General features: G+C 60.2%; 21 protein-coding genes. 12 read left to right on the top strand and 9 right to left on the bottom strand.

Annotation, left to right across the window (positions count from 1 at the left end):
• Positions 1 to 292 precede the first annotated feature (292 nt).
• The 8 genes from AC0Z8Z_RS02275 to gap form a co-directional block, all read right to left on the bottom strand.
• Complete coding sequence (locus AC0Z8Z_RS02275; RefSeq protein WP_485617667.1) at positions 293 to 1801, bottom strand: sigma-54-dependent transcriptional regulator; 1509 nt, start codon at positions 1799 to 1801, stop codon at positions 293 to 295.
• An 85-nt stretch (positions 1802 to 1886) separates the two neighbouring features.
• Positions 1887 to 2237, bottom strand: a complete 351-nt coding sequence (locus tag AC0Z8Z_RS02270) for a DUF5064 family protein (protein WP_172609619.1) — start codon at positions 2235 to 2237, stop codon at positions 1887 to 1889.
• 184 nt (positions 2238 to 2421) lie between these two features.
• A complete protein-coding gene (locus AC0Z8Z_RS02265) occupies positions 2422 to 2826 on the bottom strand; it encodes a YbaN family protein (protein WP_485617665.1) in 405 nt (134 codons plus the stop codon).
• A gap of 93 nt (positions 2827 to 2919) precedes the next feature.
• Positions 2920 to 3519 carry a biliverdin-producing heme oxygenase gene (locus AC0Z8Z_RS02260; RefSeq protein WP_485617663.1) on the bottom strand — a complete coding sequence of 200 codons (600 nt, stop codon included), beginning with the start codon at positions 3517 to 3519 and terminating at the stop codon, positions 2920 to 2922.
• An 89-nt stretch (positions 3520 to 3608) separates the two neighbouring features.
• Positions 3609 to 5966 (bottom strand): TonB-dependent hemoglobin/transferrin/lactoferrin family receptor, encoded by a 2358-nt coding sequence (locus AC0Z8Z_RS02255; protein WP_485617661.1) that lies wholly within the window; start codon positions 5964 to 5966, stop codon positions 3609 to 3611.
• Between the two features lie 181 nt (positions 5967 to 6147).
• Entirely contained in the window at positions 6148 to 6393 is a 246-nt protein-coding gene (locus tag AC0Z8Z_RS02250) for a FecR/PupR family sigma factor regulator (RefSeq protein WP_485617659.1), read from the bottom strand.
• 80 nt (positions 6394 to 6473) lie between these two features.
• Positions 6474 to 6989 (bottom strand): RNA polymerase sigma factor, encoded by a 516-nt coding sequence (locus tag AC0Z8Z_RS02245; protein ID WP_485617657.1) that lies wholly within the window; start codon positions 6987 to 6989, stop codon positions 6474 to 6476.
• 224 nt (positions 6990 to 7213) lie between these two features.
• Entirely contained in the window at positions 7214 to 8215 is a 1002-nt protein-coding gene (gap, locus tag AC0Z8Z_RS02240) for a type I glyceraldehyde-3-phosphate dehydrogenase (protein WP_172609614.1), read from the bottom strand.
• Between the two features lie 232 nt (positions 8216 to 8447).
• On the opposite strand from gap, the gene edd reads away from it, so the two are divergent.
• The 10 genes from edd to AC0Z8Z_RS02190 all read left to right on the top strand — a co-directional run bounded on the left by edd (position 8448) and on the right by AC0Z8Z_RS02190 (position 20563).
• On the top strand, positions 8448 to 10274 hold the full coding sequence (gene edd, locus AC0Z8Z_RS02235; protein WP_485617655.1) for a phosphogluconate dehydratase: 1827 nt from the start codon (positions 8448 to 8450) through the stop codon (positions 10272 to 10274).
• Positions 10271 to 11245 (top strand): glucokinase, encoded by a 975-nt coding sequence (locus AC0Z8Z_RS02230; protein WP_485617653.1) that lies wholly within the window; start codon positions 10271 to 10273, stop codon positions 11243 to 11245. Before edd ends, AC0Z8Z_RS02230 begins: the two co-directional genes overlap by 4 nt.
• Before the next feature lie 126 nt (positions 11246 to 11371).
• A complete protein-coding gene (locus tag AC0Z8Z_RS02225) occupies positions 11372 to 12109 on the top strand; it encodes a response regulator (protein ID WP_485617651.1) in 738 nt (245 codons plus the stop codon).
• Positions 12110 to 12115: 6 nt separating this feature from the next.
• The gene (locus AC0Z8Z_RS02220; RefSeq protein ID WP_485617826.1) at positions 12116 to 13576 is read left to right on the top strand and encodes an ATP-binding protein; all 1461 of its coding nucleotides are present in this window, start codon (positions 12116 to 12118) and stop codon (positions 13574 to 13576) included.
• Positions 13577 to 13714: 138 nt separating this feature from the next.
• Positions 13715 to 15001 (top strand): ABC transporter substrate-binding protein, encoded by a 1287-nt coding sequence (locus tag AC0Z8Z_RS02215; RefSeq protein ID WP_122535890.1) that lies wholly within the window; start codon positions 13715 to 13717, stop codon positions 14999 to 15001.
• 114 nt (positions 15002 to 15115) lie between these two features.
• Complete coding sequence (locus tag AC0Z8Z_RS02210; RefSeq protein WP_485617650.1) at positions 15116 to 16024, top strand: carbohydrate ABC transporter permease; 909 nt, start codon at positions 15116 to 15118, stop codon at positions 16022 to 16024.
• Positions 16017 to 16862: a carbohydrate ABC transporter permease gene (locus AC0Z8Z_RS02205; protein ID WP_122622506.1), complete on the top strand. Its 846-nt coding sequence runs from the start codon at positions 16017 to 16019 to the stop codon at positions 16860 to 16862. Before AC0Z8Z_RS02210 ends, AC0Z8Z_RS02205 begins: the two co-directional genes overlap by 8 nt.
• A 2-nt stretch (positions 16863 to 16864) precedes the next feature.
• Complete coding sequence (locus AC0Z8Z_RS02200; protein WP_485617648.1) at positions 16865 to 18025, top strand: ABC transporter ATP-binding protein; 1161 nt, start codon at positions 16865 to 16867, stop codon at positions 18023 to 18025.
• A 138-nt stretch (positions 18026 to 18163) separates the two neighbouring features.
• Entirely contained in the window at positions 18164 to 19519 is a 1356-nt protein-coding gene (locus AC0Z8Z_RS02195; RefSeq protein ID WP_122535893.1) for a carbohydrate porin, read from the top strand.
• Positions 19520 to 19687: 168 nt separating this feature from the next.
• Positions 19688 to 20563, top strand: a complete 876-nt coding sequence (locus AC0Z8Z_RS02190) for an aldose epimerase family protein (protein ID WP_485617647.1) — start codon at positions 19688 to 19690, stop codon at positions 20561 to 20563.
• Between the two features lie 38 nt (positions 20564 to 20601).
• Here the strand turns inward: AC0Z8Z_RS02190 and AC0Z8Z_RS02185 are convergent, their stop codons facing one another.
• Complete coding sequence (locus AC0Z8Z_RS02185) at positions 20602 to 21471, bottom strand: MurR/RpiR family transcriptional regulator (RefSeq protein ID WP_065992054.1); 870 nt, start codon at positions 21469 to 21471, stop codon at positions 20602 to 20604.
• 230 nt (positions 21472 to 21701) lie between these two features.
• Between AC0Z8Z_RS02185 and zwf the strand changes: the two genes are divergently transcribed.
• Both zwf and pgl read left to right on the top strand, forming a co-directional pair.
• Positions 21702 to 23171: a glucose-6-phosphate dehydrogenase gene (zwf, locus tag AC0Z8Z_RS02180; RefSeq protein WP_122535895.1), complete on the top strand. Its 1470-nt coding sequence runs from the start codon at positions 21702 to 21704 to the stop codon at positions 23169 to 23171.
• Entirely contained in the window at positions 23158 to 23877 is a 720-nt protein-coding gene (gene pgl / locus AC0Z8Z_RS02175; protein WP_485617646.1) for a 6-phosphogluconolactonase, read from the top strand. The genes zwf and pgl overlap by 14 nt, the downstream gene beginning before the upstream one ends.
• Positions 23878 to 23890 lie beyond the last annotated feature (13 nt).

The following is a 23890-nucleotide window of genomic DNA, read 5'->3' as shown; positions in this document are numbered from 1 at the left end:
AATCGATACGGAGTATAGGAGCTTTGGTCGAGTTTCAACGTTCGGACGCCAAAGACATTATGTCTGGATGGCTGGAATGTTTTCGATACGGTGTTTCGATTCCGTTCCGGGCGCTGTGAGTGAGTGGGGTGTCTCGGACATGTGGGAGCGAGCTTGCTCGCGAAGGGGCAGGTACAGTCGCCGAATATGCAGCGGCAGGGATAATGTCTTCGCGAGCAAGCTCGCTCCCACCCGACCGGGGATTGATCCGAGATGGCGGCGCTTGAGCGACCGTGAATCTCCGTCGAGCTTTTTAGCTTTTTCCGGGAATACCGTATTTGCGCAGCCGGTGCGCGATTGCGGTGTGGGATGTTTGCAGCCGCGCCGCCAGTTGGCGGGTGGAGGGATACTGGCTGTAGAGCTTCTCCAGCAGCGACCTTTCGAAATCCTCGACTGCGGATTCAAGGCTTTCGACTTCGCCATCACTGCCCCGCGCCACGGACGTGCCGGCGATGTCGAGATCGCCGATGTCGACCAGCGAACTGTCGCAAATGGCCGCCGCGCGGAAGATCACGTTCTGCAACTGGCGAACGTTGCCGGGCCAGCGATTGCCAAGGAGAGCAGGGTAGGTGGTCGGGGCGAGGCGACAGACCGGTCGCTGAATCTGCGTGCAGGCCTGCTCCATGAAATAGCGCGCGAGCATCAGGATGTCCTGACCCCGTTCACGCAGCGGTGGCACGTCCAGATTGAGGACGTTCAAGCGATAAAAGAGGTCTTCGCGAAAGGTGCCTTCGGCGACCATTTTCTCCAGGTCGCGGTGGGTGGCGCTCAGGATGCGTACGTTGACCTGCACCTCCTTATCGCCGCCGACCCGCCGAAAGCTGCCGTCATTCAGGAAACGCAACAATTTGGCTTGCAGATACGGCGACATCTCGCCGATCTCGTCGAGAAACACGGTGCCTTTGTTGGCGAGTTCCATCAGCCCGGGTTTGCCGCCTCGTTGCGCACCGGTAAAGGCGCCAGGGGCATAACCGAACAGTTCGCTCTCCGCGAGGTTCTCCGGCAGCGCCGCGCAGTTCAGCGCGAGAAAAGGAGCACCATTGCGCGCGCTGACGGCATGACACGCCCGTGCCACCAGTTCCTTGCCGGTGCCGGTTTCGCCCTGAATCAGTAGCGGCGCATCCAGTGCCGCGACCCGTTGCGCCCGCGCCTTGAGGGTGCGTATAGGCGCAGAATCGCCCAGCAACGCGTCGAAGCCTTCAGCGTGATCGTGGTGCAGTGCTGACAGGCGCTCGCCGATTCGGCTCGGTTGATAAAGGGTCAGCAATGCGCCCGCGTCGGTGATCGGCGTCGCGTCGAGCAGCAAGGCCTCTCCGTTCAGCGTGACTTCCCGCAGTGGCAGGCGAAAGCCGTTTTCCAGCAGCGCCGATTGCAGGCCATCATCGGAGAACAGTTCGCCAATCGACTCTCCCGTCGGTTCCCGGCCATACAACGCAACCAGCGCCGGGTTTGCCAGCAATACATGGCCGGCGCTGTCGAGGGCGAGCACCGGGTCGGTCATCGCTGCCAGCAAGGCGTCAAGCTGCAGGTGACGGCGCTGACCGGGAAGAATGTCGACCACCGTGATCGCTTCCACGCCGCGCACGCGAAACAGCCGGTCCTTGAGTTCTTCAAGCACGTCATGGCTCAGCGTCGGCGCGTCGATATAGACGTTCGGGGGAACCATTTCCACGGCATCGAGGTTCAGGTTGCGCGCGCCGAGGATGGCCAGCACTTCCTGGGTGATGCCGACGCGATCAATGAACGTGACGTGAATGCGCATGGGGAAGGAAAGGATTCGCGGGAGTGAGGGGGGCGATTATGCCAGTAATCTCATAAGCCATCCCGAGACCCTGAAAGCGCGCTGGTTATTCCAGATGCTCCGGCGTTACCGGGTCACCGGATTTCATGTCGAGCTTGTGACGGATGTCTTCGAACATCTGGTCGTATTCACCGTGCATCGCGTGCAGGTCAGTGGTTTTTGGCAGGCCATGCTTTTCGAGTCTGCGGGACGCTTCGCTGGCGAAGTTGTAGGCCTTGTCCTTGGGCAGTTCGAACGTTTCATTGACCGGCTGGCCACTGACGTCGCCTTCCACGGTGAACTGCATGCCCGGCCCCGAGTCGGTCTGGCTGACTTCGTAGCGGATGTGAAGGTCGTAGCCGACGTCGTGTGGTTGCACAGCGGGGTGGACGATGTGCAGATGACCTGGCTCGAACATGGCGGTGGCTCCTGGGAAGGTGAATGGACCTAAAGGGACAGACCCATAGGACCGCCTCGGGTTCAGGTTCATATGCCGAGTGCCGTTGGTGGGACCGGCTTCAGCCGGGAAAGCGTCAGACGTCACACCTCAGAATAGAGGGTGTTCAAGCCGGCCTCTTCCCGGCTAAAGCCGGTCCTGGACCTCACTTTTCCCGTTGAAGGCGCGAAGGCTCGGGCCGTGACCAGATCCACAGATTGACCAGCACCATGCCGGCCACCGCGAAATAGATCCACCAATTGTGTTTCAGCAACACCAGCATCATGACCGCGCAGATCAGCATGGTGACCGTGGCGCTGATTTTGGCCCTGCGCGCAATCATCTTGCCGTTTCGCCAGTTGCTCAACATCGGTCCGAACAGCCGGTGGTTTTCCAGCCAGGCGCTTAAACGCGGCGAGCTTCGAGTGGCCGCCCATGCCGCCAGCAGAATGAACTCTGTGGTGGGCAGGCCGGGAATGAAAATCGCGATGATGCCGATCGTCAGGCTCACGTAGGCGAGAATGCCAAACAGGATGCGGGACAGTTTGCTGCCGGGTGGAGTACGGGTCATGGTCTCGGTAATGCAGAGTGAGCAGGTGCTGCGGGATTTTCACGTCCCGCAAAGGCGCTCAGCTTATCAGTGCCGGGCGCAAAAGGCCCGGCGTCAGGCGGGTTCGGCTTCAGACGCTATTGCATAGACGTGTTGCAGCAGCACGTTGAAGCGTTCGAAGGCCGCCACTGCGCCACGGTCTATCTCACGCTCCTGTTCGGCGTTGAACGGCAGATCGTCGATTATCCGGATAAAGCGTTTCCAGCCTTCGGCGCGACCGCCCGCCGGTTCGCCCAGATGGCGGGCGCCGAAGGTCTCGCTGAGGCTCAAGGCCACGGCGCGCTTGATCAAAAACGCTGCGCCCAGCTTCGAGCCTTCCGACACGAACAGCCAGCCCAGCGCCTCGGCAAGGCTGGGCCCATTGACGGCGCTGGCGACCGGAGCAGGGATGGCAGCCTGAAGATCAAGCAGATCGGCTTTGGCCTGTTCGGCGCGGCATCGATCCGGCAGGTCGGCAATCAGCTCGATCAATTGCGGGTGCGTGTACAGCGTTTTCAGCTCTTCCTGAAACAGGTATTGGGCGCTGAGGAATCGGCTGTAGCTGGTCAGTGTTTCGAACGGCGCGTTGGCTTTCACTGCCTCGTCCAGTTGTTCATGGGGAGCATGGGTGATCTGGTTCAGTCGTTGCGAGCGACGAATCGAGTTGTCGGTCATGGGGTCTTCCTTGGAAATGAGGCGCTTGTTAACAAGACGAACGAGCGTTGCAGGCGCGTAAAGAATCACGCACCTGCAACGGGGATCGGTCAGATATCCCACACCACGTTCACGGCGAAATTGCGGCCTGGCTGGGTCAGCCGGTCGAGGTTGGCGGGAGCAGTGGCGCCGGCTTCGCCGACGTTGTCGTAGCCGCGCACGTCGTCCCACAGCCAGTATTTTTTGTCCGCGAGGTTGTAAAGGCCACCGCTGACCGTGACGTCGTTGGTGACTTTGTAATAGCCCGTCAGATCGACGAGACCGAAGCCCGGTGTCTTGAACCGGGTGGCACCGTCGGGGGCGTAGTAGTTACTGGTGTCGACCCGGGTCTTGCGCTTGACCAGCGTCCAGTTCAGCAAACCGCCGTAGTTGTTCTGGTCATAACCCAGCCCGACTACGCCGGTGAGCGGATTGATACTATTGAGGGGCTGGCCGGTGTCGTTGTTGCGGCCGTACAGATAGGCCAGCGAGCCTCGGGTGTAGAGGCCTTCGGGTGCGCCGAAGCTGTCCAGGTTCAAGCGACCCTTGAGCTCAACGCCCTTGATCGTGGCGTGCTTGATGTTGTTGGACTGGAAGGTCGTGGTGGTGGCGTTGGCTGGAATTAATGCGTCCTCATTAATGAAGTCGCGATACGTGTTGTAGAACATCGCCAGATCAAACGTGCCCTCGTCGAAGTGACCGCGCAGCCCGGTTTCGTAGCTTTTGGTGGTCTCCGGCTTCAGGTCGGGATTGGGCTCCACGACGTAATTGCCCCGGGTGTTCTCGAACCGGCCGTACAACGCCTTGGCGCTCGGCGTGCGGAAGCCCTCGGCGTACTGGCCGTACCAGGTGTAGGCGTCGTTGAACGCATAGGTCAGCCCCAGCTTGGGTGACAGGCGATGCCATTTTTTCGTGCTGTCGTCGAACCCGCTCTTGCTTTTCAGGTTGACGCTTTTGAGGAATGAATCTGTGGCGTCTGGTTCGAGCGTGGTGTAGTCGTAGCGGGCGCCGGGCATGAAGGTCCAGTCGCCCCATTTGATCTGATCCTGGGCGAACAGGGCGTAGGTGGTGATGGTCGGGTTCGGGAAGTCGTTGGTGGGTGCCACGATGTCGTTCGCGCTTGCACTGACTGCGCCAAGGGTGCGGCAGGTTCCGACGACCGCCGCACAGGTGGCTGATCCTGACCGAAGCCCTGTCACCTTCTGTTGCTTGAGGGTCGTGCCGTACGTCAGCAAGTGCTGGGTGTCGCCCATGTCGAACGCTTTATCTAGCTGTGCGTCGAGAATCCATTGGCGTTCCTTGTAGTGGGTGTCGCGGGTGCGCCAGACGTCTCGCGAAACCACCCCGTTTCTGGGGTCAGAGGGCAGATACCTTTCAAAGGTATTTTGATCCGTCTTGGCAATCTGGTAGTTCACGCTCCACTTGGCGTTGTCAGCAAACACACTGTTCAGCGCAAAGCTGTTGTCCAGGCCAAACCGCTCTCGGGTGATAACGTCGTTCCCTTCGCGTGAACGGTAGTAGCCGAAGCCGCGACCGTTATTGAAAGGCCCGCCCACCACACTCTTCTGATTCGTATGCGTGTCGTCCTTGTACGTCTCGTACGTGAACGCCAGACGATCATTGTCGCCGTAGTTCCAACCCAGCTTGGCCAGCACATTGGTTGCGCGTGCGTCTTCCGGATTGGCCGCCGTGCGGGACAGCCCTGTGCCGCCATGCTCACCGTAGGACTCGGTCTCGTGGCCGTTGCGTTGACTGACGTGCAGCAAAACGTCGACATCTCCCACGCGTCCGGCAACCGTGGATGAATTCAGCCAGCTGTTGTCCGCCGAGCTGTAGCCTGTTTTCAGGCGGGCGCCGACGTCCTTGCCCGGCTTGATGATGTCCTCGGGGTCGAGGGTGTAATAGCTCACGGCGCCGCCGATGGCGCTGCTCCCATACAGCGCCGACGCAGGCCCGCGCAGGATCTCGACGCGCTTGATGATCTCCGGATCAACGTAATTGCGATGGGTGTTGGCGAAAGGACCCTGGAAGAAGTTGTCCGGCACTTCGACGCCATCTACCTGCGTCAGGATGCGGTCGCCGTCGATGCCGCGAATGTTGTAGCCGCTGGTGCCCGCACGCTGGCCGGCCCCGCCCACGGAGACGCCCGGCTCGTCGCGTACCAGGTCGCGGATGCTGTTGACGTTGCGCCGATCCAGCGTTTCGCGGTCCTGCACGGTCACTGTACCGGGCACCGATTCCACCGACTGCGCGTGACGTGTGGCACTGACCGTAATCTGCTCGATTTCCAGCGCATTGCCCTGTTCCGCGGCAGCAATGGCGGGGCTGTGCAGAGTTGCGGCGATAACGGCGATCGTCAGCAGCGAAGGCCCGAGGGGGTGGGTGGGTGTCGGCGAGGCGGGTGAGGCGGGGTTGAAGCTGGACAGCATGGATAGCGCTCCGTGTCGTGCGGGTCGTCATAGTTGTTGCGAGATGATTCAAATAGGAATCAATTGCATTGGCTATGACTAGACGTACGGGTCGCGGCTATCGCGTAAAAATAATTTCGGTGAGTGTCAGATCATCAGGTTCGAAGCAATGGCGCCGCAGGTTGGCGAGCGCAGTCCGGCGTCAGGTTTTTTTCCGCACAACCAGCACCTCTGCCGCATCGAATACCGGTTGCGAGTGCCACACGGCCTCGGCGCTGGCAAACGCTTCGCGGTGGGCGGGATCGGCGTCGAGCCATTCCAAAAAGCGCGCGTGTGTTGCGACATCGGCGATTTCCAGCTCGATCAACCAGGTCAGGGCCTGGTCCATCGTCTCGGCAGCGCGCGCTGCATTGGCTTTAGCGGGGCGGGGTGATTGAGCGTCCGTCAAGCAGCGTCCTCGGGTCCACGGTTTGGCCGGCAGTGTAGCGTCACTCTGTAGCACCAGCTGACAATTCTTGCCGGCGAAGCTCAGTGATCCAGACGCGCGGCCACACTCAGGCAAACCGTCATGATCAGCTTCAATTCTTTTTGCACGGTGCTGGTGGACACGCCCAGTTGCTCGGCGATTTCCAGATAACTCGCGCCGTGAAGTCGACTGAGGTTAAAGATTTTCTGCTGCCGCGGCGACAGGGTTTCCAGGCTCGCGCTAAGACTTTCCAGCAGACGGTTGGCGTGGGCGGCATCCTCCAGTGAGGTGTCGGGGGCGACGACATTATGGATATCGCTGAGGGGCGCATCGTCAATGATGGTGCGCGCGTGAACGCGCCGGGCGCGCAGATGATCCAGGGCCAGATTGCGCGCGGTCTGGAAGACGAAGGGTTCGAGGTGTTCGATGGCCCGCTCGGCGAGCGCACGGGTGACCCGCAGGTAGGTTTCCTGGAGCAGGTCTTCGGCGGTGGTGTGGCTGCGGACCATGCGCTGAAGCGTGCGCAACAGCATGGTTCGCCTGGCGAGAAAGACAGCATTGAAGTGCGACTGAGTCACAGGGACACCCGACCAGAATTCAGCAGATGATAATGCTTATCATCTAGAGGTCAGGTCAAGGCGGGGATTTGCACAGATTGTAAGGGCGTTGTCCGGGGACGGTAGTCATTACTGAAGGAGGGAGTTTGATCGCGAAGAGCTTGGTAAATCCGCTGACTCTTCAGCGGCGTGATTCCGTCTTCGCGAGCAAGCTCGCTCCTACATAGGGGGATCCCGTTGCTTACTTACTCGGCGTTCATCAACGCCAGGCAGTTATCCAGCATGCGGTTGGAGAAGCCCCATTCGTTGTCGTACCACGCCAGCACCTTCAGCAGACGACCGCTGACTTTGGTGTGGTTCGCGTCGAAGATGGATGACAGCGGGTTGTGATTGAAGTCGTGGGAAACCAGCGGCAGGGTGTTGTAGCCGAGGATTTTCGAATGCTGGGCCGCTTCTTTCATGATCGCGTTGACCTCTTCTGCCGTCGCATCGCGCTTGAGCTGAATGGTCAGGTCGACCAACGACACGTTGATCACCGGCACACGCACGGCCATGCCGGTCAGCTTGCCCGCCAGTTCCGGCAGCACCAGGCCGACCGCTTCAGCAGCGCCCGTCTTGCTCGGAATCATCGACTGGGTAGCCGAACGCGCGCGGTACGGGTCAGTGTGGTAGACGTCGATCAGGTTCTGGTCGTTGGTGTAGGCGTGGATGGTGGTCATCAGACCGCTCTCGATGCCCAACTCACGGTTCAACACCTGGGCAACCGGCGCCAGGCAGTTGGTGGTGCAGGAGGCGTTGGAAATGACCTGATGGGACTGGCGTAGCACGTCATGGTTGACGCCGTAGACGATCGTCGCATCGGCGCCTTTGGCCGGAGCCGAGATAATCACTTTTTTGGCGCCGGCAGTGATGTGGGCAGCAGCCTTGGTGCGGTCGGTGAACAGACCGGTGCATTCGAACACCACGTCGATGTTCAGGGATTTCCACGGCAGCTCGGCCGGGTTGCGAATGGCGCTGACCGAAATTCGGTCACCATTGACGGTCAGACTTTCCTGATCGTGCTCGACGGTGCCGTCGAATGGCCCGTGGACGGTGTCGAATTTAAGCAGGTGGGCGTTGATCTCGCTGTCGCCCAAGTCATTGATGGCGACGACTTGCAGGTCCTGACGGTAGCCTTGGGTATAAAGTGCGCGTAGGACGTTGCGGCCGATTCGGCCAAAGCCATTGATTGCGATGCGGAGAGTCATACACCCGTCCTCAGGAATTTGTTGTTGGAATTACAAGATTATTCTCATAAAAATAGAAAACAACCCCTTTTAGTGGCAGTATTTTGTTTTATCTACAAATAGAAACCCGTCTGGCCGTCACAACTGGCTGAAAATCAAGCGCTTGCCGCCGCTCTCGTCTGAGCCCGGAATGATCGCAGCCTGGTGAAAGCGCCTGAACGAGTGACCACATCGCTAGCCTGGAGTCCATGACATGCATCCCCGCGTCCTTGAGGTAACCGAACGGCTGATTGCTCGCAGCCGTGAAACCCGTCAACGCTACCTGCAATTGATCCGGGGTGCGGCGAGCGACGGGCCGATGCGCGGCAAGCTGCAATGTGCCAACTTCGCCCACGGCGTCGCGGCATGTGGTCCCGAAGACAAGAACAGCCTGCGCATGATGAACGCGGCCAACATCGCCATCGTCTCTTCCTACAACGACATGCTCTCGGCCCACCAGCCGTACGAACACTTTCCCGAACAGATCAAAAAAGCGCTGCGCGAAATCGGCTCGGTGGGGCAGTTTGCCGGTGGCGTTCCGGCCATGTGCGACGGCGTCACCCAGGGTGAGCCGGGCATGGAATTGAGTATCGCCAGCCGAGAAGTCATTGCGATGGCAACGGCGGTGGCGTTGTCCCACAACATGTTCGACGGCGCGCTGATGTTGGGCATCTGCGACAAGATCGTTCCGGGTCTGCTGATGGGCTCGCTGCGCTTCGGTCATTTGCCGACGATTTTTGTGCCGGGCGGGCCAATGGTCTCGGGCATCTCCAACAAGGAGAAAGCCGACGTGCGTCAGCGCTACGCCGAAGGCAAGGCGACGCGCGAAGAGCTGCTGGACTCGGAGATGAAGTCCTATCACGGCCCGGGTACCTGCACGTTCTACGGCACGGCGAACACCAACCAGTTGCTCATGGAAGTCATGGGTCTGCATCTTCCGGGTGCCTCTTTCGTCAATCCTTACACACCGCTACGCGATGCCCTGACACGCGAGGCGGCGTTCCAGGTCACGCGTCTGACCAAACAAAGCGGCGACTTCATCCCTCTCGGAGAGATTGTGGACGAACGTTCGCTGGTCAACTCGATTGTTGCCCTGCACGCGACGGGCGGTTCCACCAACCACACGCTGCACATGCCGGCGATTGCCCAGTGCGCGGGCATTCAGCTGACCTGGCAGGACATGGCCGATCTGTCGGAAGTCGTGCCGACCCTGTCCCACGTCTACCCGAACGGCAAAGCCGACATCAACCACTTCCAGGCCGCTGGCGGCATGTCCTTCCTGATTCGTGAACTGCTCGACGCGGGCCTGATGCATGAAGAAGTCAACACGGTGATGGGCCGTGGTCTGCGTCGCTATACCCAAGAGCCGTTCCTGGAAGAAGGCACACTGGTGTGGCGCGATGGCCCAACCGAAAGCCTCGACGAAAACGTCCTGCGCCCCATCGCGCGTCCGTTTTCGGCCGAAGGCGGCCTGCGGGTGATGGAAGGCAACCTGGGCCGTGGCGTGATGAAAGTCTCCGCCGTTGCGCTGGAGCATCAGATCGTCGAAGCCCCCGCCAAAGTGTTCGAAGACCAGCAGGACCTTGCCGACGCCTTCAAGGCCGGTGAGCTGGAATGCGATTTTGTGGCGGTCATGCGCTTTCAGGGGCCGCGCTCCAACGGCATGCCGGAGCTGCACAAGATGACGCCGTTTCTGGGCGTGCTGCAGGACCGTGGCTTCAAAGTGGCGCTCATTACAGACGGACGCATGTCCGGCGCCTCCGGGAAAATTCCGGCGGCTATTCACGTTTGCCCGGAAGCCTCCGACGGCGGACCGCTGGCGTTGCTGCGTGATGGGGATCTCATTCGTGTCGATGGCGTGAAAGGAACGTTGCAAGTTCTGGTCGAACCGGCAGAATTGGCCGCCAGAGAGCCGGCGATCGGTCGCTTGTCCCATAACGTGGGCAGCGGCCGCGAACTGTTCGGCTTCATGCGCATGGCCTTCAGCTCGGCAGAGAAGGGCGCCAGCGCCTTTACTTCGAATCTGGAGACGCTCAAGTGACATTGGCGATGGTGGGTGATATCGGCGGCACAAATGCGCGGTTTGCCATTTGGGAAGACGAGCAGTTGCATTCGATCCGCGTGTTCGCGACGGTCGATTACGCCAGTCCTGAAAAGGCCCTGACGGTCTATTTGCAGGACCTGGAATTGCAGCGCGGTGATGTCACCTCCATCTGCCTGGCCGTGGCCGGGCCGGTGACCGGCGATGATTTTCACTTCACCAACAGCCACTGGAAGATCAATAGGCAGGCATTCTGCGCCGAGCTGAAGATCGACAACCTGATCCTGGTCAACGACTTCACTGCCATGGCCCTGGGCATGACCCGCCTGAAGGACGACGAGTACCTGACCGTGCGCCATGGCAAGGGCGATCCTCGCGGCGCGCGGGTGGTGATCGGGCCAGGCACCGGCCTTGGCGTCGGCACGTTGATCCGCAGCGGCGAAGCGCGTTGGACTGCGGTGCCGGGCGAGGGCGGTCACGTTGATCTGCCGATCGGCACGCCTCGCGAAGCGCTGCTGTGGATGCGGTTGATGGCGACCCATGAGCACGTCAGTGCCGAGACCGTTCTGAGTGGCGCCGGGCTGTTGCTGCTGTATCAAGTCAGCTGCGGGCTGGACGAGATCGAGCCGGAACTCAAATCCCCTGCGGCCATCACCTCGGCGGCGCTCAAGGGCGATCCGGTCGCCAGCGCGGTGCTCGAGCAGTTCTGCGTGTTCCTCGGTCGCGTGGCGGGCAATAACGTACTGACTGTCGGCGGACGCGGCGGCGTGTATATTGCCGGGGGCGTGATCCCGCGCTTCGTTGATTTCTTCATGCAGAGCGGCTTCAACAAGGCGTTCGCCGAGAAGGGCTTGATGAAGGATTACTTCAATGACGTGCCGGTCTGGCTGGTTACTGCCGAATATCCTGGCTTGATGGGCGCGGGCGTGGCGCTGGATCAATATGCGGCGAGCGCTAGCGGCAAGCTATAAGCTATAAGCTATAAGCTGCAAGCAAAGACCGCGTACGTCTCGCTGGCCGCTTTGAGCTTTGAGCTTTGAGCTTGAAGCTTGTGGCTTGAAGCTGCCTTACCCACCATTGCTCACAAGGACGACCATGTGAACGCTGTCAGTAAATCGATTCTGGTGGTCGACGATGACGAGGAGATTTGCGAGTTGCTGCAAGCCTACCTGAGCCGATCCGGTTTTCAGGTGCGCACGGTCGGCGATGGGGCGGAGTTTCGTCAGGCGTTCAACGAAGAGGCCAGCGACCTGCTGATTCTCGACGTTATGCTCCCCGATGAAGACGGCTTCAGCCTGTGTCGCTGGGTCAGGCAGCATCCGCGTCAGCCGCATATTCCCATCATCATGCTTACCGCCAGCTCCGACGAGGCTGATCGCGTCATTGGTCTGGAGCTCGGCGCCGATGACTACATGGCCAAACCCTTCAGCCCCCGCGAGCTTCAGGCCCGGATCAAAGCCCTGTTGCGCCGTGCCCAATTCGGCCAGGAACGCAGCGGCGGTGAAGTGCTGTTGTTCGATGAATGGCGGCTGGACATGGTCAGTCATCGGCTGTTCCACAACGACGGCGAGGAGGTGATTTTGTCCGGCGCCGATTTCGCGCTGCTCAAGCTGTTCCTCGACAACCCCCAACAGATTCTTGATCGCGACACCATCGGCAACGCCACCCGTGGCCGTGAGCTGATGCCGCTGGAGCGCATTGTCGACATGGCGGTGAGCCGCCTGCGTCAGCGTTTGCGCGACACCGGCAAGGCGCCGCGATTGATCCGCACCGTGCGAGGCAGCGGTTATCTGCTGGCAGCCAATGTGCTGCCGCAAGCCGGCAACGGCTACTAGCCCTTGATGGTGGCCGACAGGAAACGTCGCTTGCCGGTGCCGCGCTCGCTGCTCGGGCGCATGTTGCTGCTGACCTTGCTCGCCGTGCTGCTGGCGCAAACCCTGTCCAGCCTGATCTGGCTCTCGCAATTGCGCGCGACGCAAATGGAAGGCCTGGTCACCAGTGCCCGCAGCCTAGGTTTTTCCATGGCGGCAAGCGTGAGTTACTTCCGCTCGCTGCCTGTCGCGTTTCGGCCGCTGGTACTCGATCAACTGCGCAGCATGGGCGGCACGCGTTTCTTCGTTTCACTCAATGACCGCCCGCTGGAAATGCAGGTGCTTGAGCCCACCGTGCGCAAGACGGCTGTCATCGATGTGGTCGGTCAGGTGTTGCGGCAGAACCTCGGCGCCGACCCGGACATCCTCGTGCGTTTTGTGCGTCCCGAAGACCTGCGCATTTTCAACAGCGGCCTCAGGCTCGATGAGCTGCCACGCTCGTGGGCTCATTACGCGCTGACCCTCGAACCGGTGAATCCGCCCGTGCTGGTGACGCAGATCGAGCTGTCGCCTGGCGAATGGCTGTACATCGCCTCGCTGCTGCCCGAGCCCTACACCATGCTCGAAGCCGAAGGTCTGCCTTCTCAGCAGGTCTGGTTCATTGCGCTGACCAGTCTCTTTCTGCTGGTCTTCATCGGCCTGCTGGTGCACTGGCAGAGCGGCCCGCTCAAGCGTCTGGCTCATGCTGCGCGGGATCTGTCGCTGGGTGCCGACGTCGAGCCGGTGGTGGAGGGCGGCGGCAGTGAAGTGGTGGAGGTGACGCGGGCGTTCAACACCATGCGCGATCGCATCAGCCGTTACTTGACCGAGCGCGGCCAGCTGTTCAGCGCGATTTCCCACGACTTGCGCACGCCGATCACTCGCTTGCGGCTACGCGTTGAACTGCTCGAAGACGAACAGATGCAGGCCAAATTCACCCGCGATCTGGATGAGTTGGAGCTGCTGGTAAAAGGCGCATTGCAGTGCGTGAAGGACACCGATATTCACGAGAATATCGAGCCGGTTGACCTCAATCACGCACTGGATTGCCTGATCGAACCCTATCTCGCCCCCGATGGCGCGGGCCGTGTCACGTTGCAGGGCATGGCGATGTCGATGTACTACGGCAAGCCTCTGGCGCTGCGTCGCTGCATGGGCAACCTGATCGATAACGCGATCAAGTACGGCGACCGCGCGCACCTGTTCGTCGAAGACGACGCCGACGCGTTCATTCTGCACGTCGAAGACGAAGGCCCGGGCGTGCCGGAACAGCGGCTGGAGCAGGTCTTCGAGCCGCACTTCCGGCTGGCCGGCAAACACCAGCAGGGCTACGGGCTGGGTCTCGGAATTGCGCGCAACATTGCCCATAGCCATGGCGGCGAAGTGACGTTGCAGAACATGCGCGAAGGCGGGTTGCGGGTCACGCTGTATCTGCCGCGCGGCGTGGAGTAATCCGGCCTCTTTTCTGAATGTCACAGCTCTGTGACATTCGCGCATCCCTTCGTTACCGTCCGCTCTAACCCCTTGGTTAGAATCCACGCAGCGCAAGCGCCACGACTTGCTCATGCATAACAACAAGAAAGGTCAGATATGAATTCGATTTCCCGTCTCGCTGCACTTATTTCCCTCGCCTCGTTGTTCCCTCTGAGCGCCATGGCGGCTGATGCCAAAGGCACCGTCGAAGTTGTGCACTGGTGGACGTCCGGTGGCGAAAAAGCCGCTGTCGATGTGCTCCGCGCGCAAGTTGAAAAAGACGGTTTTACCTGGAAAGACGGCGCTGTCGCAGGCGGCGGCGGTGCAACCGCAATGACCGTGCTCAAGAGCCGCGCCGTTGCTGGCAACCCGCCTGGCGTTGCGCAGATCAAAGGCCCGGACATCCAGGAATGGGCCTCCACCGGTCTGCTTGATACCGACGTGCTGAAAAACGTCTCCAAAGAGGAGAAGTGGGACAGCCTGCTGGACAAGAAAGTCTCCGATACCGTGAAGTACGACGGTGATTACGTGGCCGTGCCGGTGAACATCCACCGCGTCAACTGGCTGTGGATCAACCCGGAAGTCTTCAAGAAAGCCGGTATCGAAAAAGCTCCTACCACCCTCGAAGAATTCTACGCGGCGGGCGACAAGCTCAAAGCGGCAGGCTTCATCCCTCTGGCCCACGGTGGCCAACCCTGGCAGGACAGCACCGTTTTTGAAGCCGTCGTTCTCTCTGTCATGGGCGCCGATGGTTACAAGAAGGCACTGGTCGACCTCGACAACGCTGCGCTGACCGGCCCTGAAATGGTCAAGTCGCTGACCGAGCTGAAGAAAGTCGCTACCTACATGGATGCCGACGGCAAAGGCCAGGACTGGAACCTGGAAGCGGCCAAAGTCATCAACGGCAAGGCCGGCATGCAGATCATGGGTGACTGGGCCAAGAGCGAATGGACCGCCGCCAAGAAAGTCGCCGGCAAGGACTACGAGTGCGTAGCGTTCCCGGGCACCGACAAGGCGTTCACCTACAACATCGACTCCCTGGCTGTTTTCAAGCAGAAGGATGCGGGTACTGCTGCAGGTCAGCAGGACATCGCCAAGGTCGTGTTGGGTGAAAACTTCCAGAAAGTCTTCAGCATCAACAAAGGCTCGATCCCGGTTCGCAACGACATGCTGGCTGACATGGGCAAGTACGGTTTCGACTCGTGCGCCCAGACCGCTGCCAAGGATTTCCTGGCTGACGCCAAAACCGGCGGCCTGCAACCAAGCATGGCGCACAACATGGCCACCACACTGGCCGTGCAAGGCGCGTTCTTTGATGTCGTGACCAACTTCATCAACGACCCGAAAGCCGATCCGGCCGACGCGGCGAAGAAGCTGGGCGCTGCGATCAAGTCTGCCAAATAAAGGCCAGCGACTAGCGGCAAGCTGCAAGTCTCAAGCTGATCGATGACTGGCTTCTGACTTGCAGCTTGAGGCTTGCGACTTGCGGCCGCTTTCACTTCTTATTGGATTTTCACCATGAGTTCTGTTGCTGAGTTCAGCAAAGCCTCGCCGTTCGATGCACTGCAGCGCTGGCTACCCAAACTGGTGCTGGCGCCCAGCATGTTCATCGTATTGGTGGGCTTCTACGGCTATATCCTGTGGACGTTCGTTCTGTCGTTCACTAACTCGACTTTCCTGCCGACCTACAAATTTGTGGGTCTGGCGCAATACGCGCGGTTGTTCGACAACGACCGGTGGTGGGTAGCCAGCAAAAACCTCGCGGTGTTCGGTGGCATGTTCATCGGCATCAGCATGGTGGTTGGTGTGCTGCTGGCAGTCTTTCTGGATCAGCGCATCCGCCGCGAAGGCTTTATCCGCACCATCTACCTGTACCCGATGGCGCTCTCGATGATCGTCACCGGTACGGCCTGGAAATGGTTGCTCAACCCAGGGATGGGCCTGGACAAACTGCTGCGTGACTGGGGCTGGGAAGGCTTTCGCCTGGACTGGCTGATCGACCCGGACCGCGTCGTGTACTGCCTGGTGATCGCTGCGGTATGGCAGGCGTCAGGCTTCATCATGGCGATGTTCCTGGCGGGCCTTCGCGGTGTCGATCAGTCGATCATCCGTGCTGCGCAGATCGACGGCGCGAGCATGCCGAAAATCTACTGGAAGGTCGTGCTGCCAAGCCTGCGTCCGGTGTTCTTCAGTGCGGTCATGATCCTGGCGCACATCGCCATCAAGAGCTTCGACCTGGTCGCTGCCATGACGGCCGGTGGCCCGGGCTATTCGTCCGACCTGCCAGCGATGTTTATGTACTCGTTTACCTTCAGCCGTGGCCAGATGGGCATGGGTTCCGCCAGTGCGATTCTGATGCTCGGCGCAATTCTCGCCATCCTTGTGCCTTATCTGTATTCCGAGCTGAGGGCCAAGCGCAATGACTAGTCTCGTCAACAAGCCTGCCCTCAGCCTGAGCCGCGTCGCCATCTATGCGGTGCTGATCGTTGCGGTGTTCATTTATCTGGTGCCGTTGGTGGTCATGCTGCTGACCAGCTTCAAATCGCCGGAAGACATCGGCAGCGGCAACCTGCTCAGCTGGCCGACCGAAGTGACCGCCATCGGCTGGATCAAAGCCTGGGCGACGGTGAAGGGCTACTTCTGGAACTCGTTCCTGATCACCGTTCCCGCGGTGCTGATCTCTACCACCATTGGTGCGCTGAACGGCTACGTACTGTCGATGTGGCGCTTCCGCGGTTCGCAGTTGTTCTTTGGTCTGCTGCTGTTCGGTTGCTTTCTGCCGTTCCAGACCGTCCTGCTGCCGGCGTCTTTCACCCTCGGCAAAATGGGCCTGGCCAGCACCACCACAGGTCTCGTGTTCGTCCACGTCGTTTACGGTCTGGCGTTCACCACGCTGTTCTTCCGCAACTACTACGTCAGTATTCCGGACGCACTGGTGAAAGCGGCACGACTGGATGGCGCCGGCTTCTTCACCATCTTCCGTCGGATCATTCTGCCGATGTCGACGCCGATCATCATGGTCTGCCTGATCTGGCAGTTCACCCAGATCTGGAACGACTTCCTGTTCGGCGTGGTGTTCTCCAGTGGTGATTCGCAGCCGATCACGGTGGCGCTGAACAACCTGGTCAACACCAGCACAGGCGTCAAGGAATACAACGTTGATATGGCGGCGGCGATGATCGCCGGTCTGCCGACCCTGCTGGTCTACGTGGTCGCAGGCAAGTATTTCGTGCGCGGGCTCACGGCCGGCGCAGTCAAGGGGTAATCATGGCAACGCTTGAACTACGCAATGTAAACAAGACTTACGGGGCCGGTCTGCCGGACACCCTGAAGAACATCGAACTCTCCATCAAAGAAGGCGAGTTCCTGATTCTGGTCGGCCCTTCGGGCTGCGGTAAGTCGACCCTGATGAACTGCATCGCTGGCCTGGAAAACATTACCGGCGGCGCGATCATGATCGGTGATCAAGACGTCAGCGGCATGAGCCCGAAGGATCGCGACATCGCAATGGTGTTCCAGTCCTACGCGCTGTACCCGACCATGAGCGTGCGCGAGAACATCGAGTTCGGGCTGAAGATTCGCAAGATGAATCAGGCTGATATCGACGCCGAAGTGGCGCGGGTCGCCAAGCTGCTGCAGATCGAGCACCTGCTCAACCGCAAGCCGGGGCAATTGTCCGGTGGTCAGCAACAGCGTGTGGCCATGGGCCGGGCTCTGGCCCGTCGTCCGAAGATCTACCTGTTCGACGAGCCGCTTTCCAACCTCGATGCCAAGCTGCGCGTCGAGATGCGGACCGAAATGAAACTGATGCACCAGCGCTTGAAGACCACCACGGTCTACGTGACCCACGACCAGATCGAAGCGATGACCCTGGGCGACAAGGTGGCGGTCATGAAGGACGGCATCATTCAGCAATTTGGCACCCCGAAGCAGATCTACAACGATCCGGCCAACCTGTTCGTGGCGAGCTTCATTGGCTCGCCGCCCATGAATTTCATCCCGCTGCGTCTGCAACGCAAGGACGGTCGCCTCGTCGCACTGCTCGACAGCGGTCAGGCCCGTTGCGAACTGCCGATGAGCATGAACGACGCCGGCCTTGAAGACCGTGAGGTGATTCTGGGCCTGCGCCCCGAGCAGATTGTGCTAGCGTCCGGTGATGCTGCAGGTCTGCCGACCATTCGCGCCGAAGTCCAGGTGACCGAGCCGACTGGCCCGGATACGCTGGTATTCGTTACCCTCAACGAGAGCAAGGTCTGCTGCCGTCTGGCGCCGCATATTGCACCTGCTGTGGGCGAGACCTTGACGCTGCAGTTCGATCCGGCGAAGGTTCTGCTGTTCGACGCCAAAACAGGCGAACGCCTTGGCGTGTTGGCACCGAGTCAGTCGGTGGAGAACATGGGGAATGTCACGCGGCTCAACCGCAACTGATCCCGACGTGCAGGAGCACTGCACAAACGAGCACCTGTGACGGGTGGATGTCTGCCGTAACAAAACCCGTCATGCACACGATGTACGTGGTTACAACGCTGTTCAAAAGCTAATAACAATAAAACGAGGATCCAAGGGATGAAAAAGGTACGTAACAAGTCGCTTAACCAGTTTCAGCTGATCGGTGGGTTGTCTGTCCTGAGCGCGTTGACGATTTCCGGAACGGCGTCTGCAATGGAGCCTTTCAAAGCCAGCGAGCACATGACCGGTGACTGGGGTGGTCTGCGTCAAGAGCTGTATGACAAGGGTTACGACTTTCCGATCGAGTATGTAGGCGAAGCCGCCTCCAACCTCAACGGTGGTTACAACGACGACAGAACCGGCCGCTACAGCGACCAGTTTGCGTTTGGCGTACAGATGGACCTGCAAAAAATCCTCGGCTGGCACGACGCAGAGTTCAAGCTCGCGATCACCGAGCGTAGTGGCAACAACATTTCCAACGACCGTATCGGCGATCCGCGTGCCGGCACGCTCAGTTCCTCCCAGGAAGTCTGGGGCCGTGGCCAGACCTGGCGTCTGACCCAGATGTGGGTCAAGCAGAAGTACTTCGACGGCAAGCTGGACATCAAGGTCGGCCGTTTCGGCGAAGGCGAAGACTTCAACAGCTTCCCTTGCGACTTCCAGAACCTGTCGTTCTGCGGCTCGCAAGTCGGTAACTACGTAAACACCTGGTACAACTGGCCGGTCAGCCAGTGGGCTGCACGCGTGAAGTACAACATCACGCCTGAGTTGTTCGCCCAGATCGGTGTCTACGAGCAGAACCCTTCGTACCTCGAAACCGGCAACAGCTTCAAGCTCAGCGGCAGCGGCTCGAAAGGCACCGTCGTACCGGTTGAAGTGGTGTGGTCGCCAAGCGTCAACTCGCTGCCAGGCGAATACCGTCTGGGCTACTACGTGAGCAATCCGAGCGCCGACGATCTCTACGAGAACGAAAACGGCCAGCCGCAGGCGACTGCCGGCGGTGACTTCAAGTCTCACAAAGACAAGCACGGCTGGTGGGTCGTGGCTCAGCAACAGCTGACCGCGCACAACGGCGACGCATCCCGTGGTCTGAGTATTTTCGCCAACGCGACTGTGCATGACAAAGCCACCAACTTCGTCGACAACTACCAGCAGGTCGGCTTCGTCTACAAAGGCCCGTTCGATGCACGTCCGAAGGATGACATCGGTATCGGCGTCGCACGTATCCACGTGAACGATGATGCCCAGGACAACCGTCGTCTGGTCAACGCCGTCAACGGTATCGAAGACTACGACAACCCAGGCTACCTGCCGATCCAGAAGACCGAATATAACTCGGAAATCTACTACGGCGTGCACGTAACCGACTGGCTGACCGTGCGTCCCAACCTGCAGTACGTGAAGAGCCCGGGCGGTGTGGACGACGTTCAGAACGCACTGGTTGCCGGTATCAAGATTCAGTCGAAGTTCTAAGTTAAAGCGGACGCTCCTCCGCGCTCCACAAACGATCAAGGGTCGTGTGTGCTTTACGGGCAGCCTGGCTGCCCGTTTTTTTTCCGCTATTTATTCCGCAGCAATGGCTCCGTATTCGGAGCATTTTTTCTCGTGTGACGAGTGACCGCAATCTGGAGTGCTACCACGATGCCCTTCAGGGATTCCGGCTCAACCGAGCATCCTCTTCAGCGTTTTTTCACTTCGGTGCGACCGCAACCGACTTTTCAGTGGGAACGCTACCAACAGCGCGATGTGCTGGTGATCAACCATGCCCAGTGCCAGGCCGTGTTCAGTCGGCAGGGCGCTCAACTCCTGCATTTCGAACCTGCCGGGCAGAAGCCGTGGTTGTGGTGTGCTGCCCATTGGCCTCTGGTCGGTGCGATCCGCGGCGGCGTGCCGGTCAGTTGGCCCTGGGTCGGGCGTCATCCGGGGGAGAGTGGCTGGCCGGCGAATGGCTGGGGCCGGCTGCTCGACTGGAAACTGGTTGAAAGCCATGAACACGCGCTGGGAGTGACCTTGCGCTGGCAGCTCAGATTGTGGGACTGGCAGGCCGAGCTCTTCGCTGAGCTGGGGCAGGCGATGGACCTGCGCCTTGAAACGCGTCACGACGACAGCGAGCCTTGCCACTTCGGCCATGGCTTGCACGCCTATTGGCGCATCAGCGACGTGGCAGATGTTGCACTCCAAGGGCTCGACGGTGCCCACGGCTACGATGAACTCAGCCGCAGTGCCTGCGAGCAGCGGGGCGAGCTACGGGTCCAAGGCAGTTGTCAGCGGGTATTCGAGCATGCGGGACTGCTTGAGCTACAGGATGACACCTGGCAGCGGCGTCTGTGCATCGACACCGGAGACAGCGACAGCACGGTGGTCTGGCATCCCGGCAGCCGACCCTTGCTCGGTGTGGGTGGCGATGAAGCCATGGGCTTCTTGCGCGTCGAGGCGGCGTCAGGTGTTGATGATTGCCTCAGCCTGGCGCCCGGGCAGCACGCCAGTCTGAGCCTGCAGGCCACTCTGGTTCACTGAGTGTGGAGGCGGGGATCGCCTGCCAAGGAGGCGTTCCCTCAATTCAACTCATCGTCCGCGGGATACCGGCTCGCGTTCAGGCTTTCCTTGATCTTGCGCAGGTGTGGCTGGAAGTCGACGCCCCGACGCAGGGTCATGCCCGTTGCCAGCACATCCAGCACCGTCAGCTGGACGATCCTCGACGTCATGGGCATATAGATGTCGGTGTCTTCGGGCAGCGGGATGTTCAGGCTCAGCGTGCTGGCCTTTGCCAGCGGCGAGTCGGCGGCGGTGAGGCCCAGCACTGACGCGCCGTTCTCCCGGGCGATCCGCGCCACTTCCACCAGCTCGCGGGTGCGCCCGGTGTAGGAAATGATCACGAACAGCTCGCCGGTGTGCGCGACCGAGGCGAGCATGCGCTGCACCAGCACGTCGGCGTGGGCGGTGACAGCGAGATTGAAGCGGAAGAATTTATGCTGCGCATCCAGTGCCACCGGCGCCGAAGCCCCGAGGCCGAAGAAGTGGATCTGCCGCGCCTGAATCAACAAGTCGACCGCTTTGCTGATCAGGTTGGGATCAAGCACCTGACACACGCTGTCGAGGGACGCGATGGCGCTGCCGAAAATCTTGCGGGTGTAGGCTTCCGGGTTGTCATCGGCTTCCACCGCGCGGCTGACGTAGGCGGCGCCGCTGGCCAGGCTCTGGGCCAGCTGCAACTTCAGCTCCGGATAGCCGCTGACGTCGAATGAGCGGCAGAAGCGGTTGACCGTCGGTTCACTGACTTTCGCGGCCTGTGCCAGCGCAGCGATGCTGAAGCGGGTGGCCTGCTGCGGATTGCTCAGAATCGCCTCGGCGACCTTGCGCTCGGCCTTGTTCAGCTCTTCCAGACGACTCTGGATCTGCTCCAGAAGATTGCGTACGCGGTCCATTGTTTGTCCTTCTGATGAAACGGCGACGGGCCGGTGGACAGGCCTTTATTTGAAGAGTGGGAATTTGGCCTTTAGCCTGTCGCAAAGGTGGCCTATCGTACTGAGGGCCTGTGGTGATCACCACTCTAATGTGGTTCTGGTGGGAATGTTGTGGTTATTACTACATTCGGCCTTGAGTAACGCCTTTAAAAAAGGTATTTGTAGCTTAACTTGATAAAAGAACCAACATTATGCTCTCAATTACGGTTGAACCGTGCACTTTTGCGTTGTTTGGCGCCTTGGGTGACCTGGCGGTACGCAAACTGTTTCCTGCGTTGTACCAGCTTGACCGAGCTGGACTGCTGCATGCCGAGACCCGAATTATTGCGTTGGCCCGTGAGCCCGGCACTCCTGAGGAGCACCTGGCCTACATCGATAAAAGCCTGCGTCGCTTCGTCCCCGAGGCGCAGCTTGAGACCGAACACGTGGAGCGTTTTCAGGCCCGCCTGAGTTACCTGCACGTTGACTTTCTCAAGGGCGAGGATTACGTCGCGCTCGCCGAGGCCGTGGGCGACGCGCCGACCATGATTGCCTACTTCGCGACCCCGGCGTCGGTCTATGGCGCCATCTGCGAAAACCTTGCACTGGTCGGCCTGACAGATCGCACCCGCGCCGTATTGGAAAAACCCATCGGCCACGACCTCGCGTCGTCGCGCCGGGTGAACGATGCCGTTGCCAAGTTCCTGCCTGAAACCCGCATTTACCGGATCGACCACTACCTGGGCAAGGACACGGTGCAGAACCTCATTGCCCTGCGGTTTGCCAACAGCCTGTTCGAGACGCAGTGGAACCAGAACCACATCTCCCACGTGGAAATCACCGTGGCGGAAAAGGTCGGCATCGAAGGGCGTTGGGGCTATTTCGACCAGGCCGGTCAGCTGCGCGACATGATCCAGAATCACCTGCTGCAGCTGCTGTGCCTGATCGCGATGGACCCGCCCAGCGACCTGTCCGCCGACAGCATCCGTGACGAGAAGGTGAAAGTGCTCAAGGCACTGGCGCCGTTCACCCCGGAGCGTCTGGCCACGCAGGTGGTGCGTGGTCAGTACATCGCCGGCTACAGCGAGGGCAAGCCGGTGCCGGGCTATCTGGAGGAAGAAAACTCCAATACCCAGAGCGACACGGAAACCTTCGTCGCCATTCGTGCCGACATCCGTAACTGGCGCTGGTCGGGCGTGCCGTTCTACCTGCGTACCGGCAAGCGCATGCCGCAGAAGCTGTCGCAGATCGTGATCCACTTCAAAGAGCCGCCGCATTACATCTTCGCCCCAGAGCAGCGCTTGCAGATCAGCAACCGACTGATCATCCGCCTGCAGCCCGATGAAGGCATCTCGCTGCAAGTGATGACCAAGGACCAGGGGCTGGACAAGGGCATGCAGCTGCGCAGCAACCCTCTGCAACTGAGCTTCTCCGACGCCTACCGCAGCGCCCGCGTGCCGGACGCCTATGAGCGGTTGTTGCTGGAGGTCATGCGTGGCAATCAGAACCTGTTTGTCCGCAAAGACGAAATTGAATACGCCTGGCAATGGTGTGACCAGTTGATCGCTGGCTGGAAAAAGGCGGGCGATGCGCCCAAGCCTTACCCAGCCGGTTCCTGGGGGCCGATGAGCTCCATTGCTCTTATTACGCGTGACGGGAGGTCCTGGTATGGCGATATGTGAACTTGAATTTCCGGCGGGCCTGAAGGCCCACGAATTTGGTAGCCCCGAAGTGCTGGCGAACGCGCTGGCTGATCAGGTGGCCGAGCGACTGACGGCCGCGATTTCAGGCAACCCCCACGGCACGGCCACGTTGGTGGTGTCGGGCGGCAAAAGTCCGGTGGCGTTTTTCAAGGCGCTGGCGCAGAAGCCGCTCGAGTGGTCGAAAGTCTGCGTGAGCCTGGCCGACGAGCGTTGGGTACCGACCGAGCACGCCGACAGCAACGAAGGCCTGCTCAAGCGTTTCCTGCTTCAGGGCCCGGCGGCCGAGGCGAAGTTCTTTAGCCTGTACCGTGCGACCACGACAGTGGATGAAGCCGCGGCTGCAACGGACGAAGCGCTCAAGGCGCTGCCGAACATCGACGTGCTCATTCTGGGGATGGGCGACGACGGCCACACCGCGTCGCTGTTCCCCGACAGTCCGCATCTGAAGGAAGCGCTGGACCTCAATAGCGAGCGTCGCTGCCTGCCCATGCTCGCGCCGACCGTCCCGCATCAGCGCTTGACCCTGACACGTCCGGTACTGGCATCGGCAGCGACCACCATTCTGTCCGTTTCCGGCCAGGCCAAACTCGACACATTGCGCGCTGCACTGGCAGGTAATGACCTTGCCGAAATGCCGGTGCGCGCGTTCCTCAACCCGTCTCTAGAGATCTACTGGTGCCCATAAGCAAAGGATCAGC

This window comes from Pseudomonas sp. 1L-C-7-B-C1 (genome assembly GCF_057291635.1).
Note: the sequence above shows the minus strand (reverse complement) of the source record. Positions and strands in the feature narration are given on the sequence as shown.

What these genes read in the sequence shown, in the direction of transcription:
- edd (WP_485617655.1), top strand. Translation starts at nt 8,448, where the DNA reads ATGCATCCCCGCGTCCTTGAGGTAACCGAACGGCTGATTGCTCGCAGC.
- AC0Z8Z_RS02195 (WP_122535893.1), top strand. Translation starts at nt 18,164, where the DNA reads ATGAAAAAGGTACGTAACAAGTCGCTTAACCAGTTTCAGCTGATCGGT.
- pgl (WP_485617646.1), top strand. Translation starts at nt 23,158, where the DNA reads ATGGCGATATGTGAACTTGAATTTCCGGCGGGCCTGAAGGCCCACGAA.
- zwf (WP_122535895.1), top strand. Translation starts at nt 21,702, where the DNA reads ATGCTCTCAATTACGGTTGAACCGTGCACTTTTGCGTTGTTTGGCGCC.
- AC0Z8Z_RS02260 (WP_485617663.1), bottom strand. Translation starts at nt 3,519, where the DNA reads ATGACCGACAACTCGATTCGTCGCTCGCAACGACTGAACCAGATCACC.
- AC0Z8Z_RS02270 (WP_172609619.1), bottom strand. Translation starts at nt 2,237, where the DNA reads ATGTTCGAGCCAGGTCATCTGCACATCGTCCACCCCGCTGTGCAACCA.
- AC0Z8Z_RS02210 (WP_485617650.1), top strand. Translation starts at nt 15,116, where the DNA reads ATGAGTTCTGTTGCTGAGTTCAGCAAAGCCTCGCCGTTCGATGCACTG.
- AC0Z8Z_RS02265 (WP_485617665.1), bottom strand. Translation starts at nt 2,826, where the DNA reads ATGACCCGTACTCCACCCGGCAGCAAACTGTCCCGCATCCTGTTTGGC.
- AC0Z8Z_RS02185 (WP_065992054.1), bottom strand. Translation starts at nt 21,471, where the DNA reads ATGGACCGCGTACGCAATCTTCTGGAGCAGATCCAGAGTCGTCTGGAA.
- AC0Z8Z_RS02190 (WP_485617647.1), top strand. Translation starts at nt 19,688, where the DNA reads ATGCCCTTCAGGGATTCCGGCTCAACCGAGCATCCTCTTCAGCGTTTT.
- AC0Z8Z_RS02205 (WP_122622506.1), top strand. Translation starts at nt 16,017, where the DNA reads ATGACTAGTCTCGTCAACAAGCCTGCCCTCAGCCTGAGCCGCGTCGCC.
- AC0Z8Z_RS02200 (WP_485617648.1), top strand. Translation starts at nt 16,865, where the DNA reads ATGGCAACGCTTGAACTACGCAATGTAAACAAGACTTACGGGGCCGGT.
- AC0Z8Z_RS02220 (WP_485617826.1), top strand. Translation starts at nt 12,116, where the DNA reads ATGGTGGCCGACAGGAAACGTCGCTTGCCGGTGCCGCGCTCGCTGCTC.
- AC0Z8Z_RS02255 (WP_485617661.1), bottom strand. Translation starts at nt 5,966, where the DNA reads ATGCTGTCCAGCTTCAACCCCGCCTCACCCGCCTCGCCGACACCCACC.
- AC0Z8Z_RS02215 (WP_122535890.1), top strand. Translation starts at nt 13,715, where the DNA reads ATGAATTCGATTTCCCGTCTCGCTGCACTTATTTCCCTCGCCTCGTTG.
- AC0Z8Z_RS02275 (WP_485617667.1), bottom strand. Translation starts at nt 1,801, where the DNA reads ATGCGCATTCACGTCACGTTCATTGATCGCGTCGGCATCACCCAGGAA.
- gap (WP_172609614.1), bottom strand. Translation starts at nt 8,215, where the DNA reads ATGACTCTCCGCATCGCAATCAATGGCTTTGGCCGAATCGGCCGCAAC.